Below are 13,982 nucleotides of genomic sequence, written 5' to 3' on the forward strand. Positions count from 1 at the left end.
TGTGAACTCCCCTGATACGACCGGTTCAGGACCGGTGCCGCCCGCCCCGGTCTGCTCGGCCAAGGGCTGCCGGGCCGACGCCGTCTGGGTGCTGGCCTGGAACAACCCGAAACTGCACACCCCGGAGCGTCGCAAGACCTGGCTGGCCTGCGCGGACCACCGGGAGCATCTGTCGCAGTTCCTGGGGGTGCGCGGTTTCCTCAAGGATGTGGTGGCCCTGGCCGACTGGGAACAGGGCGACCACACCGACGGAACTCGACATGTCGGAGGTCGGGATGGCGGCCCCGGGAACGGCGGGGCGCGGTAGGCCCGTCAGCCGCCGATCGCCGACATGGGGCGGTCGGGCTGGAGGAACGACGGGTCGTCCAGACCCGATCCGGCCTTCTTTCCCCACATCGCCAGCTTCCAGCGCCGGGCGATCTCCTCGTCCGGCTCGCCCGACCGGAGCGCGGCCCGCAGGTCCGACTCCTCGCGGGCGAAGAGACAGGTGCGCACCTGCCCGTCAGCGGTGAGCCGGGTGCGGTCGCAGGCGGCGCAGAACGGGCGGGTGACCGAGGCGATGACGCCGACCCGGTGCGGTCCGCCGTCCACCACCCAGCGCTCGGCGGGCGCCGAACCGCGCTCCTCGCTGCCCTCCTCGGTCAGCGTGAAGCGGGTGCGCAGCGAGGCGAGGATGTCACTTGCCGTGATCATGCCGTCGCGCTGCCAGCCGTGCTGGGCGTCGAGCGGCATCTGCTCGATGAAGCGCAGCTCGTACCCGTGCTCCACGGCCCAGGCGAGCAGGTCGGGTGCCTCGTCGTCGTTGAGCCCGGGCATCAGCACGGTGTTGACCTTGACCGGGGTGAGCCCGGCGGCGGCTGCGGCCGCCATGCCGTCCAGCACATCGTGGTGCCGGTCCCGGCGGGTGAGCGTCTTGAAGACGTCGGGGCGCAGGGTGTCGAGCGAGACATTGACCCGGTCGAGGCCGGCGGCGGCCAGGGCCTGAGCGGTGCGCTTGAGGCCGATGCCATTGGTCGTGAGGGACATCCGGGGCCGCGGCTCCAGGGCGGCGACCCGCTCGACGATGCCGACCAGGCCGGGCCGCAGCAGCGGTTCGCCGCCGGTGAAGCGGACCTCGGTGATGCCGAGGTCGGTGACGGCGATGCGGATCAGGCGGACGATCTCGTCGTCCGTGAGCAGATCCGGCTTGCCGAGCCACTGCAGGCCCTCTTCCGGCATGCAGTACGTGCAGCGCAGATTGCAGCGGTCGGTGAGTGACACCCGCAGGTCAGTGGCCACTCGGCCAAAAGTGTCGATAAGCACGGTGGGCCCCCTCCCCGATAACGGAAACGCGTACGCAACCGAGCGTACGCGACACCTGTGACAGTGGCAGGGGCCGATTACCACGAGGTGGGAAGGGGCCCGGTCGTAGGGATCTACGACCGGGCCCCCGGCGCCGTCACCTCGTCCGACCTGCGCGAACGGGCGGTCAGCGGGCGGTCACTGGGCGGTCAGTGCGCGCCGAATCCGGTGAGGGACCTGACTTCCAGTTCGGCGTACTTGCCCTCGTCGGGTTCCTCGGACGAGAGCAGGGAGCCCAGCCAGCCGAGCAGGAATCCGAGCGGGATGGAGATGAGTCCGGGGTTCTCCAGCGGGAACCAGGCGAAGTCGACGCCCTTGAACATCGAGGTGGGCTTCCCGGAGACGACCGGTGAGAAGAGGACCAGCACCACCGAGGAGACGAGCCCTCCGTAGATGGACCAGAGGGCGCCCCGGGTGGTGAACCTCTTCCAGAAGAGGCTGTAGAGCAGGGTCGGCAGATTGGCGGACGCGGCGACCGCGAAGGCCAGTGCCACCAGCCCGGCCACGTTCAGGTCCCGGGCGAAGGCGCCCAGCACGATGGCGACCGCACCGATCGCGACCGTCGCCCAGCGGGCCGCGCGCATCTCCTCCTTCTCGGTGGCTTTCCCCTTGCGGATGACGTTGGCGTAGATGTCGTGCGCGAACGACGACGAGGAGGCCAGGGTCAGCCCGGCGACCACGGCGAGGATGGTGGCGAAGGCGACCGCCGAGATCACCGCGAGCAGCACCGATCCCCCGGTGGAGTCGGCGCCGCCGCCGATCTCCAGGGCGGCCAGCGGGGCCGCCGTGTTGCCCGCCGGGTTGGAGGCGATGATGTCGGCGGGCTTGAGCAGGGCAGCGGCGCCGAAACCGAGGACGATCGTCATCAGATAGAAGGCGCCGATGATGCCGATCGCCCAGTTCACCGACTTGCGGGCGGCCTTGGCCGTCGGCACGGTGTAGAAGCGGATCAGGATGTGCGGCAGGCCCGCGGTGCCGAGCACCAGGGCGATGCCGAGCGAGATGAAGTCCAGCTTGGAGGTGCCCGACGTGCCGTACTTGAGGCCGGGCTCCAGGAATGCCTTCCCCTTGCCGCTGTTCGTCGCGGCCGAGCCCAGCAGGTCGGAGACGTTGAAGTGGAACTTCAGCAGGATCAGGAACGTGATGAGGATGGTCCCGGCGATCAACAGGACGGCCTTGACCATCTGGACCCAGGTGGTGCCCTTCATCCCGCCGATCGTGACGTACACGATCATCAGGAGGCCGACGAGCGCGACGATGGCGATCTTCCCGGCGTCACTGGTGATGCCGAGCAGCAGGGAGACCAGCACCCCCGCGCCCGCCATCTGCGCCAGCAGGTAGAAGATCGAGACGACGATGGTGGACGCGCCGGCCGCGGTTCGGACGGGGCGCTGGCGCATCCGGTAGGCGAGGACGTCGCCCATCGTGTAGCGGCCGGAGTTGCGCAGCGGCTCGGCGACGAGCAGCAGGGCGACCAGCCAGGCGACGAGGAAGCCGATCGAGTAGAGGAAGCCGTCGTAGCCGAAGAGCGCGATGGCGCCCGCGATGCCGAGGAACGACGCGGCCGACATGTAGTCGCCGGAGACCGCGAGCCCGTTCTGGAGCGCGGAGAACTGCCGCCCGCCCGCGTAGAAGTCGGCGGCGCTCCTGGTCCGGCGGCCGGCCCAGACGGTGATGATGAGGGTGGCGACGACGAACACCGCGAAGAGCGTGATGATCAGGGGCCGGTGCTGGGTGGTGGCCGATGCGGCGAGCTGGACGGCGGGGCTCATGCGCTGCCCTCCATCCGGGACTTGATCGCGGCGCCCTTCGGGTCGAGCCGGGTGGCGGCATGCCGCGAGTAGAACCAGGCGATGAGGAACGTGGTGAGGAACTGGCCGAGGCCGAGGACCAGGGCCACATTGATGTTGCCGAAGAGCCTGGTGCCCATGAAGCCGCCCGCATAGCTCGACAGCAGGACGTACAGCAGATACCAGGCGACGAAGCCGACGGTCAGCGGGAAGGCGAAGGAGCGGTGAGAGCGGCGCAGTTCGGCGAACTCCGCGCTCTGCTGCACCTCGGCGAACGACTCGGTCGTGGGCCGGCCGGGCCTGGCGCCCGTACCGCCCGGGGGCTGGAGTTCTTCGGTGGCCACGGATTCTCCTCGCGATGTGCGTACGTGGGTGGACTGCCGGAGGGCCTGCTGTTCCGGACCTCCCACAAGGGCACGGGGCGCGGGGCTTCATGGTTCAATGCCCTTCCATTCCGGCCGGATCGATTGCCGGGCAGGAACGGGCGGCGTTGGTCTCACTGGGCAGGTGACCCCCAACTGCGGTCCGCAGCAGGGTGGTTGGTACGGATGATGTGGAGATCCCATGGCTCACCCGAGATCCGGGCGGTGGCACGCGCTCGCGCTGCCCGCCGGGCTGGCACTCGTCGCCTCACTCGGCCTCCTGCCGGGCACGGCGACGGCGGAGCAGGGCGGCGGCCCCGCGCCCTCGGCGGCTGCGGCGGCGGGGCCCGGCATGTCGTACGTCGTCAACACCGGGACGGGCCGTCGCACGGCGGCCTCGGTCGGGCAGGCCATCTCCCGGGCGGGCGGCTCGGTGGTCATGGCGTACGACGAGGTGGGCGTGATCGTCGCGCACTCGGCGAACCCGGACTTCGCGAAGATCCTCCGCGGGACCAGGGGCGTCGCCTCGGCCGGTGCCACCCGCACCGCGCCGCTGCCCGCCGGGCCCGCACAGTCCGGCCAGTCCGCCGGATCCGCCAAGTCCGCCGACGCCGCCAAGTCCGCCGAGAACACCGCCACGCCGCTGAAGCTCACGGCCCGGCAGCAGAAGGCGCTGGCGGCGAAGGCGGCACCGGGCGAGGATCCCATGGAGCCGCTCCAGTGGGACATGCGGGCCGTCAAGGCGGACCAGGCCCACCGGAAGACGCTCGGCAGCCGCGATGTCACGGTCGCGGTGATCGACACGGGGGTCGACGACACCCATCCGGACATCGCCCCCAACTTCGACCGCGGGGGCTCGGCGAACTGCTCGACGGGCAAGCCCGACACCACGGACGGCGCCTGGCGGCCGGGCGCCGGGGGAAATCCGCACGGCACCCATGTGGCCGGCGAGATCGCGGGCGCGAAGAACGGCGTCGGCATCACCGGTGTCGCCCCCGGCGTGCGAGTGTCGGGCATCAAGGTCGGCACGGCCGACAGCTTCTTCTACACGGAGGCCGTCGTCTGCGCCTTCGTGTGGGCCGCCGACCACGGCGCCGATGTGACCAACAGCAGCTACTTCACGGACCCGTGGTACTTCGACTGCTCGGACGACCCGGACCAGAAGGCCCTGGCCGATGCCGTCACCCGGGCCACGCGGTACGCGGAGCGCAAGGGCACGGTCAATGTCGCGGCGGCGGCCAACGAGGGGTTCGACCTCGCCTCGCACAAGGTCACCGACCCGACGAGCCCGGACGACGGCACAGCGGTCCCGCGCACGGTGGACCCGGCCACGTGCCCGGAGCTGCCCGCCCAGCTGCCGGGTGTCGTCACGGTGTCGGCGACCGGCACCAAGAACCTCAAGTCGTCCTACTCGAACTACGGTCTCGGAGTCGTCGACATCGCGGCCCCGGGCGGCGACTCGGCCACGTACCAGCCCCCCGAGGCGCCGGCGACCAGTAGCGCGGTCCTCGGCCCCGTGCCGGGCGGCGGCTATGCCTACATGGCCGGTACATCGATGGCGTCACCGCATGTCGCCGGAGTGGTGGCCCTGATCAAGTCCCGCCATCCGCACGCCTCGCCCGCACAGGTCAAGGCGCTGCTGTACGCCGGGGCCGACCGGCTCGGCTGCCGGGAGCCGTACCCGATCGACGCCGACGGCGACGGGAAGCCCGACGCGGTCTGCCGGGGCGGCGCGGGCCACAACAGCTTCTACGGGGCGGGCATCGCGGACGCGCTGCACGCGGTCACCCGGTAGCCCGCTCCTACTTCACCAGCACCTTGAGGGCGGTGCGCTCGTCCATCGCCCGGTAGCCGTCCGGCACCTCGTCCAGGGCGACGGTCCGGTCGAAGACCGGTGACGGGTCGATGGTGCCGTCCAGTACGTCGGCGAGCAGTTCGGGTATGTAGGTGCGGACCGGGGCGACACCGCCGCGCAGGGAGATGTTGCGGTCGAACATGTCGCTGAGGTCGAGCCCCGTGCCGCTGCCGTGCGGGACGCCGACGTAGCCGATGGCCCCGCCGTCGCGGGTGACGGCGACGGCGGTGGCCATGGACTGCTCCGTGCCGACGGCCTCGATCACGGCGTGCGCGCCCTGGCCGCCGGTCAGCTCCCGTACCGCTGCGACGGCTTCGTCGCCGCGGACCGCGACGATGTCCGTGGCGCCGAAGGTCAGGGCGATGTCGGTGCGGGCCCGGTGCCGGCCGAGGGCGATGATGCGCTCGGCGCCGAGCCGCCGTGCGGCGAGGACGCCGCAGAGCCCGACCGCTCCGTCACCGACGACGGCGACGGTGCTGCCCGGCCGCACGCCCGCGCCGATGGCGGCGTGGTGGCCGGTGCCCATGACGTCGGAGAGCGCGAGCAGCGCGGTGAGCAGACGGTCGTCGGACGCCGCGTCGGCCGGGAGCCTGACCAGCGTGCCGTCGGCGAACGGCACCCGGACGGCTTCGCCCTGGCCGCCGTCGGACCCGACCGAGCCCCAGAAGCCGCCCTGCGGGCAGGAGGTGGTCAGGCCGTCGGCGCAGTACTCGCAGGTGCCGTCGGACCAGACGAAGGGCGCGACGACGAGGTCACCCGCGGCGAAACCCCGTACGCCGGAGCCCGCCTCCTCGACGATGCCGAGGAACTCATGGCCTATGCGCTGCCCGGGGACGCGTGCGGCCACTCCCCGGTAGGCCCAGAGGTCGCTGCCGCAGATGCAGGCGCGCAGGACGCGCACGACGGCATCGGTGGGGTGCTGGACGGCGGGGTCCGGCACCTCTTCCACCCGGACGTCGTGCGGGGCGTGAATGACGGTGGCGCGCATGGGGCAGATCCTTGCTGGTCAGACAGGTGTGGACGTATCACGGTACGCGGGAGCAGGCCCGCCCTGACACCGGAGCACCCCGGCGGCCAGCAGGGACTGGGCCACGAGATAGGTCGCCATCACCCAGAAGTCGGGGACGGGCGGCTGCGGCAGGTCCGCGATCCCCGTGGCGATCAGTGTGTCGGAGACCAGGAAGAGCGCCCCGCCGAGTCCGGCCCGCACGCCGAGTCCGCTCGCCCGGTACGCCATGGCCGTGAGCAGCAGCGAGTAGCCGGCCACCGGGATCCGCAGCCCGCCGGGGAGTGCGGGCAGCAGCACGGCAGCGGTGGCGGCCAGTGCGGCCGCGTACCCCGCCCCGAGGTACGGATTCGTCCGGCCGCGGCCGAAGAGCACCAGGTAGCAGACGTGCCCTGCGGCGAAGAGCGCCATGCCGGCGAGGAAGGCCGGCTCCGCGTCGATCAGGAGCAGCGTGTCGCCGCCCCAGCCGAACAGCAGCGCGGCGAGCAGCAGCCGGGGCGCGCCGCCCCTGGCGTACACCTGGGCGGCGAGCAGCGGCATCAGCAGCGGCTTGGCGACGGTGTGGAGGGTCTGGGCGGTGTGTCCGTGGGCGAGGAGCGCCGTGAGGTCGGTCAGGGCGGCGATGACGTAGCCGATGAGCAGCAGCCGTGCGGCCCGGTGCCGCTCCGGCCTCACGCGATGGGCTCGGACGGGGTCTCCCGGGCGGCGGGGGCGGCGACGACGGGCGCTGCGGGTCCCGCCTGGGCCGGGCCGGAGGCGGGAGCCGGGCCGGAGGCGGCGACGGCCTGTGCCGGCTGCCAGCCTGGCCCGCCGAAGACCCGCCCGGCCCGCTCGCGCCAGTTCGCCGCCGCCCGTACGTCCCGGGCGATGGCCGCGTACTCGTGGGTCGCGACCCGCAGCGGGTTGAAGGTGTCGATGTTCTTGGTCAGCCCGAAGACGGGCTGCACGGTCTCCGGTGTGAAGGACCCGAACAGCCGGTCCCAGACGATGAGGATCCCGCCGAAGTTGCGGTCCAGGTAGCCGCCTTGCGAGGCGTGGTGCACCCGGTGGTGGGAGGGCGTGTTGAGCACGTACTCGAAGGGGCGCGGCAGCTTGCCGACCCGCTCGGTGTGCACCCAGAACTGGTAGACGAGGTTGGCGGACGAGCAGAAGGCGAGCGCGGCCGGGTGGACGCCGAGGGCGATCAGCGGGACGTAGAAGGGCCAGACGGTGAGCGATGTCCAGGGCTGGCGCAGCGCGGTCGTGAAGTTGAACTTGCGGCTGGAGTGGTGCACGACGTGGCAGGCCCACAGGATGCGGACGATGTGATGGCCGCGGTGCGACCAGTAGTAGAAGAAGTCCTGGCCGAGCAGCATCAGCGGGACGGTCCACCACAGGACGGGGATGCGCAGCGGCGTGAGTTCGTACACCGCGGTGTAGATCGCGACGATCGGGATCTTCCACAGGAAGTCGAAGACCAGGCTGCCCAGGCCCATGCCGATGCTGGTGGCCGCGTCCTTGGTCTCGTACCCCTCGGAGTCCTCGTCGGGATGGAACCGGTAGCTCGCCATCTCCACGACGGTGAGCAGGACGAAGGCCGGTATGGACCACAGCACGACATCGGGGAGGTTCGGCATGCCAGGCACGCTACGGCCACCGGGACGGCCCCGGCTAGATGTTGTTACTGACAAGTATGCGAGACATTTTGTCAGCACCTTTTGGTGAGTTCCGCCAACAGGCGCCGCCATAACGGTGCTTGAGCGCCCCCGGCCAGGGCCCCCGTGGCTCGGGGATCCAGGCGCCCGGGGCTCCCGGGCTCAGGCCCCCGCCGCCCCCAGCAGCGCCCCGGCCGCGTAGGTCACCGCCATGGCCAGCGCGCCCCCCGCCATGTTCCGCACCACGGCGGGCCGCACCGGCGCGGCGCCCGACCTGGCGCTCCACCACCCCGCCAGGGCCAGCGCGGCCAGCACCGAGAGCACCGTGACGTACAGCCGGACCGACGCGGGCGGCAGCACGATGGCCAGCAGCGGCAGCAGCGCACCCGCCGTGAAGGCGGCGAAGCTGGCGACCGCCGCGTGCCAGGGACTGGTGAGGTCGTCGGGGTCGATGCCCAGCTCGACCTCGGCGTGGGCGCGCAGGGCGTCGCGCTCGGTGAGCTGTTCGGCGGCCTCGCGGGCCAGTTCGGCGGAGAGCCCCTTGCCCTCCAGGAGCCCGGTCAGCTCGTCGAGTTCGGCCTCCGGAGTCTCCCGCAGTTCGCGCTTCTCCACGGCGAGCGCGGCCTTCTCGGAGTCGCGCTGGGTGGAAACGGAGACGTACTCCCCGGCCGCCATCGACATCGAGCCCGCGAGCAGCCCGGAGAGGCCGGCGGTGAGCAGCGCGGTACGCGAGTCGGTGGCACCGGCGACACCGACGACGATGCCCGCGGTCGAGACGACACCGTCATTGGCACCGAGCACCGCGGCCCTGAGCCAGTTGAGGCGCGCTCCGAGGGCGCTGTGGTGCGGTTCGTCGTGGGAGGAGTCCGTCATCGGCCCAGAGTCTCATCCGGCGGCGCGGCGCGTGGCCGACGCACCGTCACATCGGTTGCCGTGCAACGGAGACCGCGCCGTACCGCCCCGGACACGGCGTCCGGGCCCCCGGGGCGGCCACGTGGGACCGCCCCCGCGATTGCCTTGTTGTCGGTGGGGGCCCGTATTCTCTGTGACCATGCTCGACGACCGCCAGACAGCAGCGACAGCGTGGCCGGCCGCGTATCCCCAGGGGTACGCGGTCGTCGACGTGGAGACCACCGGCCTCGCACGCGACGACCGGATAATCTCCGCTGCCGTCTACCGGCTGGACGCCAGAGGTGACGTCGAGGACCACTGGTACACGCTGGTCAATCCGGAGCGGGATCCAGGGCCCGTCTGGATCCACGGGCTGACCAGTGACGTCCTGGCGGGCGCCCCGCTCTTCCCGGAGATCGCGGCGGAGTTCGCCGAACGGCTCGACGGACGCGTCCTGGTGGCGCACAACGCGATCTTCGACTGGCAGATGATCGCCAGGGAGTACGCCCGCGCGCGGCGCACCGCCCCGGTCCGCCAGCGGCTGTGCACCATCGCGCTCTCCAAGGAGCTCGCCCTGCCGCTGCCCAACCACAAGCTGGAGTCGCTCGCCGCGCACTTCGGCGTCGTACAGGAACACGCCCACCACGCGCTCGACGACGCCCGGGTGCTGGCCGAGGCGTTCCGCCCGAGTCTGCACGCCGCGGCCCGGGACGGCGTGCGGCTGCCGCTCCTCGAATGCCGGCCGCTCACCGAGTGGTCGGACGCCCCGGCCGCGCCGCGCGTCGGCTATCAGGCTTCGTACCGGCAGAGCGGCTGGCGCCCGGCCAGGAAGCGGCCCGCCTGCCCCTATCCGAATCCGGGGCGGTACGAGCCGGGGAAGCCGCTGGTGCAGGGGATGCGGGTGGCGTTCTCCGGTGACACGTCGGTCGACCGCGAGCTGCTGGAGGACCGGGCCGCCGAAGCCGGGCTCCATGTGGCGACGAGCCTGTCCCGGCTCACCAGCCTGCTCGTCACCAACGACCCGGAATCGGCCACGTCCAAGATGGTCAAGGCCAGGTCCTTCGGCACCCCCGTCATCGACGAGGCCGCCTTCACCCAGCTGCTCCGCGACGTCGCCCCGGCCCCGGCAGACGGGTGATTGGCGGGCGACTCGCCCGGCGTCCGCTCGCCCGCCGGCGCTCCGGCGTCCCACCCTGTGGCGCATGGCACGTTGCGAGGTATGCGGAAACGACTACGGCATGTCCTTCGAGGTGCACGCGCAGGGCGCGGTGCACGTCTTCGACTGCTTCTCCTGCGCCATTCACCGCATGGCGCCCATCTGTCGGCACTGCCGTGTCCAGGTCATCGGTCAGGGCGTGGAGGCGGACGGCGAGTGGTACTGCGGCGGGCACTGCGCCCGCGCGGAGGGGAAGGAGGGCATCGTCGACAAGGTCTGATTCTGCCCGGTTCTGTCCCTCCGGCGGGACCCCCCGTCCGGGGGGACCTCCTCGTGCGAGTACCTTCTGAGACGTGTACCGCTTCCTGTTGACACGGCAGTGGGTGATTCTCGCCCTCGTCTCACTCGTCCTGATGCCGACGATGATCAAGCTGGGCTTCTGGCAGCTGCACCGTCATGAGCACAAGGTCGCGCAGAACACGCTCATCGGCAAGAACCTCAAGTCGAAACCCGTACCGGTCGGGGACCTCACCTCCCCCGGGCACACCGTGCCGTACGACCAGTACTGGCGCCAGGTGACAGCGACCGGCCACTTCGACACCGCGGACCAGGTCGTCGTACGGCGCAGGACCTCGGCCGACGGCACCGTCGGTTACCACGTCCTGACGCCCTTCGTCCTGGACGGCGGCAAGACCGTCCTCATCAACCGCGGCTGGGTCGCGGACAACGGCAGCCAGCTCACGCTCCCCAAGATCCCCGCCGCCCCCAAGGGCAGGGTGACGGTGGCCGGCCGGCTGATGGCCGACGAGACGACCGGGGCCAGCGGGATCAAGAACGAGAAGGGACTGCCGCCCCATCAGGTGATGCTGATCAACAGCGTCGAAGAGGCGAAGACGCTGGGCAGGACGGTGCTCGGCGGGTACATCGAGCAGACCGCTCCGCAGCCCAAGGGCGACTCGCCCCAGCTGATCCCGGCGCCGGAGCACTCGGACATCGGCCCGCACATGGCGTACGCCGTCCAGTGGTGGCTCTTCACCGCCGGCGTCCCCATCGGGTTCGTCGTCCTCGCGCGCCGTGAGAAGCGCGAGCGGGCGGCCGCCGGGTCGGAGAGCTCACCCGAACCCGTACCCGCCGCTGCTTAACGCGGCACACTCCCGGGAAGACGGCACACCGTGACCCAACGTATCGAGGACTACGCCCTCATCGGCGATCTGCAGACCGCGGCCCTGGTCGGCAAGGACGGCTCCATCGACTGGCTGTGCCTGCCGCGCTTCGACTCGGGGGCGTGTTTCGCCGCCCTGCTCGGCGACGACGAGAACGGCCACTGGCGCATCGCCCCCGCCGGGGCCGGCGACTGCACCAGGCGGAGCTACCGGGGCGAGTCGCTCGTCCTCGACTCGGTCTGGGAGACACCGTCCGGCACGGTCAAGGTCACCGACTTCATGCCGCAGCGCGACACCGCACCGGACATCGTGCGGATCGTCGAGGGCGTCACCGGCCAGGTCGAGATGGCGGGCACGCTGCGGCTGCGCTTCGACTACGGCTCGGTCGTCCCGTGGATGCGCCGCTCGGACGGGCACCGGGTCGCGGTGGCAGGACCGGACTCGGTATGGCTGCGCAGCGAGCCCGAGGTGAAGACCTGGGGCCAGCACTTCTCCACCTGCTCGTCGTTCACGGTGGCCGCGGGCGAGAAGGTGGCGTTCGTCCTCACCTGGCACCCGTCGGAGGACCCGCGCCCGGCGCTGGTGGACCCGCACGAGTCGCTCGTGAACGCGCTGGAGGACTGGCACGCCTGGTCGGCGCGCTGCCGCTACCGGGGCCCGTACCGCGAGGCCGTGATCCGCTCGCTGATCACCCTGAAGGCGCTCACCTTCGGCCCGACCGGCGGCATCGTCGCGGCCCCGACCACCTCGCTCCCCGAGGAGATCGGCGGCGTACGCAACTGGGACTACCGGTTCTGCTGGCTGCGCGACTCCACACTCACCCTCGGCGCGCTGCTGGCCTGCGGCTATCTGGACGAGGCCGCGGCATGGCGCGACTGGCTGCTGCGCGCCGTCGCGGGCAGCCCGGGCGACCTGCAGATCATGTACGGCCTGGCGGGCGAGCGGCGGCTGCCGGAGACGGAGCTGGGGTGGCTGCGCGGTCACGAGGGCTCCGTACCGGTGCGCACCGGCAACGGAGCGGTGACCCAGCTGCAGCTCGACGTGTACGGCGAGGTCATCGACTCGCTCCATCTGGCCCGCACATCGGGGCTGTCCAACGAGCCGCATGCCTGGAGTCTCCAGCTGGCCCTGCTCGGCTTCCTGGAGTCACGCTGGCGCGAGCCGGACGAGGGCCTGTGGGAAGTACGCGGGCCGCGCCGCCACTTCGTGCACTCCAAGGTGATGGCGTGGGTGGCAGCCGACCGGGCCGTACGCACCCTGGAGGCCGAGCCGGAGCTGCGCGGGGACGTCGAGCGGTGGCGGCGGATGCGCGACGAGGTGCACCAGGAGGTGTGCGAGAAGGGCTTCGACCCGGAGCGCAACACCTTCACCCAGTCGTACGGCTCCACGGAGCTGGACGCGGCGACCCTGCTCATCCCCCAGGTCGGCTTCCTGCCGCCGGACGACCCGCGGGTGGTCGGGACGGTGGACGCGGTACGCGACGAGCTGTGCCACGGCGGGCTGGTGCGCCGCTACAGCATGGAGGGGCCGTCGGTCGACGGCCTGCCGGGCGGTGAGGGGACGTTCCTGGTCTGTTCGTTCTGGCTGGCCGACGCTCTGCGGCTGACCGGGCGCGTCAAGGAGGCCGAGGCGCTCTTCGAGAAGCTGCTCTCGCTCCGCAACGACGTCGGGCTGCTGGCCGAGGAGTACGACCCGGTGGCCGGGCGCCAGCTCGGCAACTTCCCGCAGGCGTTCAGCCACATCGGCCTGGTGAACACCGCTCTGGCGCTGGCCCGCGCGCTGGGGACGCCCGGGCAGGATGCAGGATAGGGCCATGGATCTTGGACTGAAGGACCGCGTCTACATCGTCACCGGGGCCACCAGGGGGCTGGGATTCGCCTCAGCCCGCGAACTGGCGGCCGACGGCGCGAAGGTGATCGTCACCGGGCGCGAGGAGGAGTCGGCGCGCGCGGCGGCGGCCGAGCTGGGCCACGGCGCGGTCGGGGTGGCGGCGGACAACAGCGATCCGGCGGCCGCCGAACGGCTGATCGCGACCGCCCGGGAGCACTTCGGGCGCTTCGACGGCATCCTCATCAGCGTCGGCGGCCCGGCCCCCGGCTCCGCCGCCGACAACACCGACGAGCAGTGGCGTACGGCCTTCGAGGCCGTCTTCCTGGGCGCGGTACGGCTCGCGCGCACCGCGGCGGCCGAGCTGTCCGACGGCGGGGTGATCGGCCTGGTGCTCTCCGCTTCGGTGCACGAGCCCATCGGCGGCCTGACGATCTCCAACGGGCTCCGCCCCGGCCTGGCCGGCTTCGCCAAGTCGCTGGCCGACGAGGTGGGTCCGCGCGGGATCCGGGTGGTCGGACTGCTGCCCGGCCGTATCGACACGGACCGGGTGCGACAGCTGGACACGCTCGGCGGTGACCCGGAGGCGGCGCGCGCGAAGTCCGAGGCGCGGGTTCCGCTGCGGCGTTACGGGCGGCCCGAGGAGTTCGGCAGGACCGCGGCGTTCATGCTGTCCCCCGCGGCCTCGTATCTCACCGGGGTCATGCTGCCGGTCGACGGCGGCTCCCGGCGCGGATTCTGACCACAGCGTCCGGCGCGCGGACGCCGGGCCCCGGACCAGTCGCGGGCCGGGGCCCGTTCAGCTCAGTTCCACCGCCGTGACCAGCACGGCCACCGACCGGTCCGCACCGGTGGCGGCGGCCACCGCCGCACGTACCGCCCCCGCCACATCCAGCGCCCGCCACCCGGCGGCCACCGCGAACTCCACCCGCACATGGTCGTCGGTGCGGTGCACGG

14 protein-coding genes are annotated in these 13,982 nt (G+C 71.7%); 7 read left to right on the forward strand and 7 right to left on the reverse strand.

The genetic code is table 11. The features are described from left to right. The first annotated feature begins 1 nt into the window (after nucleotide 1). Nucleotides 2–307, forward strand: coding sequence for a hypothetical protein (locus G3I19_RS12915; RefSeq protein ID WP_164263356.1), 306 nt, complete (start codon nucleotides 2–4; stop codon nucleotides 305–307). Between the two features lie 5 nt (nucleotides 308–312). On the opposite strand, the gene moaA is transcribed toward G3I19_RS12915, so the two are convergent. From moaA to G3I19_RS12930, 3 genes are all read right to left on the reverse strand, one after another. Continuing rightward, nucleotides 313–1,302 (reverse strand): GTP 3',8-cyclase MoaA, encoded by a 990-nt coding sequence (moaA, locus tag G3I19_RS12920; RefSeq protein ID WP_164263358.1) that lies wholly within the window; start codon nucleotides 1,300–1,302, stop codon nucleotides 313–315. A 188-nt stretch (nucleotides 1,303–1,490) separates the two neighbouring features. Continuing rightward, nucleotides 1,491–3,113 carry a cation acetate symporter gene (locus tag G3I19_RS12925; RefSeq protein WP_164263361.1) on the reverse strand — a complete coding sequence of 541 codons (1,623 nt, stop codon included), beginning with the start codon at nucleotides 3,111–3,113 and terminating at the stop codon, nucleotides 1,491–1,493. Next, entirely contained in the window at nucleotides 3,110–3,475 is a 366-nt protein-coding gene (locus G3I19_RS12930) for a DUF485 domain-containing protein (RefSeq protein WP_164263363.1), read from the reverse strand. The genes G3I19_RS12925 and G3I19_RS12930 overlap by 4 nt, the downstream gene beginning before the upstream one ends. A 220-nt stretch (nucleotides 3,476–3,695) precedes the next feature. Here G3I19_RS12930 and G3I19_RS12935 point away from each other — a divergent pair, with 220 nt between their 5' ends. Next, entirely contained in the window at nucleotides 3,696–5,288 is a 1,593-nt protein-coding gene (locus G3I19_RS12935) for a S8 family serine peptidase (RefSeq protein ID WP_164263365.1), read from the forward strand. Nucleotides 5,289–5,295: 7 nt separating this feature from the next. Here G3I19_RS12935 and G3I19_RS12940 read toward each other — a convergent pair whose 3' ends face one another. From G3I19_RS12940 to G3I19_RS12955, 4 genes are all read right to left on the reverse strand, one after another. Next, entirely contained in the window at nucleotides 5,296–6,336 is a 1,041-nt protein-coding gene (locus G3I19_RS12940) for a zinc-dependent alcohol dehydrogenase family protein (RefSeq protein WP_164263367.1), read from the reverse strand. 18 nt (nucleotides 6,337–6,354) lie between these two features. Beyond that, nucleotides 6,355–7,029 (reverse strand): lysoplasmalogenase, encoded by a 675-nt coding sequence (locus G3I19_RS12945; protein WP_164263369.1) that lies wholly within the window; start codon nucleotides 7,027–7,029, stop codon nucleotides 6,355–6,357. Then, nucleotides 7,026–7,970, reverse strand: a complete 945-nt coding sequence (locus G3I19_RS12950) for a sterol desaturase family protein (RefSeq protein WP_164263370.1) — start codon at nucleotides 7,968–7,970, stop codon at nucleotides 7,026–7,028. The genes G3I19_RS12945 and G3I19_RS12950 overlap by 4 nt, the downstream gene beginning before the upstream one ends. A 180-nt stretch (nucleotides 7,971–8,150) precedes the next feature. Next, nucleotides 8,151–8,861 carry a VIT family protein gene (locus G3I19_RS12955; protein ID WP_164263372.1) on the reverse strand — a complete coding sequence of 237 codons (711 nt, stop codon included), beginning with the start codon at nucleotides 8,859–8,861 and terminating at the stop codon, nucleotides 8,151–8,153. A 172-nt stretch (nucleotides 8,862–9,033) separates the two neighbouring features. Between G3I19_RS12955 and G3I19_RS12960 the strand changes: the two genes are divergently transcribed. The 5 genes from G3I19_RS12960 to G3I19_RS12980 all read left to right on the forward strand — a co-directional run bounded on the left by G3I19_RS12960 (nucleotide 9,034) and on the right by G3I19_RS12980 (nucleotide 13,767). Beyond that, a complete protein-coding gene (locus tag G3I19_RS12960; RefSeq protein WP_164263374.1) occupies nucleotides 9,034–10,017 on the forward strand; it encodes a DEDDh family exonuclease in 984 nt (327 codons plus the stop codon). 64 nt (nucleotides 10,018–10,081) lie between these two features. Continuing rightward, on the forward strand, nucleotides 10,082–10,315 hold the full coding sequence (locus G3I19_RS12965; RefSeq protein ID WP_164263376.1) for a hypothetical protein: 234 nt from the start codon (nucleotides 10,082–10,084) through the stop codon (nucleotides 10,313–10,315). Between the two features lie 73 nt (nucleotides 10,316–10,388). Further along, nucleotides 10,389–11,177 (forward strand): SURF1 family protein, encoded by a 789-nt coding sequence (locus tag G3I19_RS12970; protein ID WP_164263378.1) that lies wholly within the window; start codon nucleotides 10,389–10,391, stop codon nucleotides 11,175–11,177. Between the two features lie 30 nt (nucleotides 11,178–11,207). Next, nucleotides 11,208–13,007 carry a glycoside hydrolase family 15 protein gene (locus G3I19_RS12975; RefSeq protein WP_164263380.1) on the forward strand — a complete coding sequence of 600 codons (1,800 nt, stop codon included), beginning with the start codon at nucleotides 11,208–11,210 and terminating at the stop codon, nucleotides 13,005–13,007. A 4-nt stretch (nucleotides 13,008–13,011) separates the two neighbouring features. Further along, nucleotides 13,012–13,767, forward strand: coding sequence for an SDR family oxidoreductase (locus G3I19_RS12980; RefSeq protein WP_164263382.1), 756 nt, complete (start codon nucleotides 13,012–13,014; stop codon nucleotides 13,765–13,767). The last annotated feature ends 215 nt before the right edge of the window (nucleotides 13,768–13,982 follow it).

The sequence above is a fragment of the Streptomyces sp. SID10853 genome, from assembly GCF_010548145.1.
Classification (GTDB): domain Bacteria; phylum Actinomycetota; class Actinomycetes; order Streptomycetales; family Streptomycetaceae; genus Streptomyces.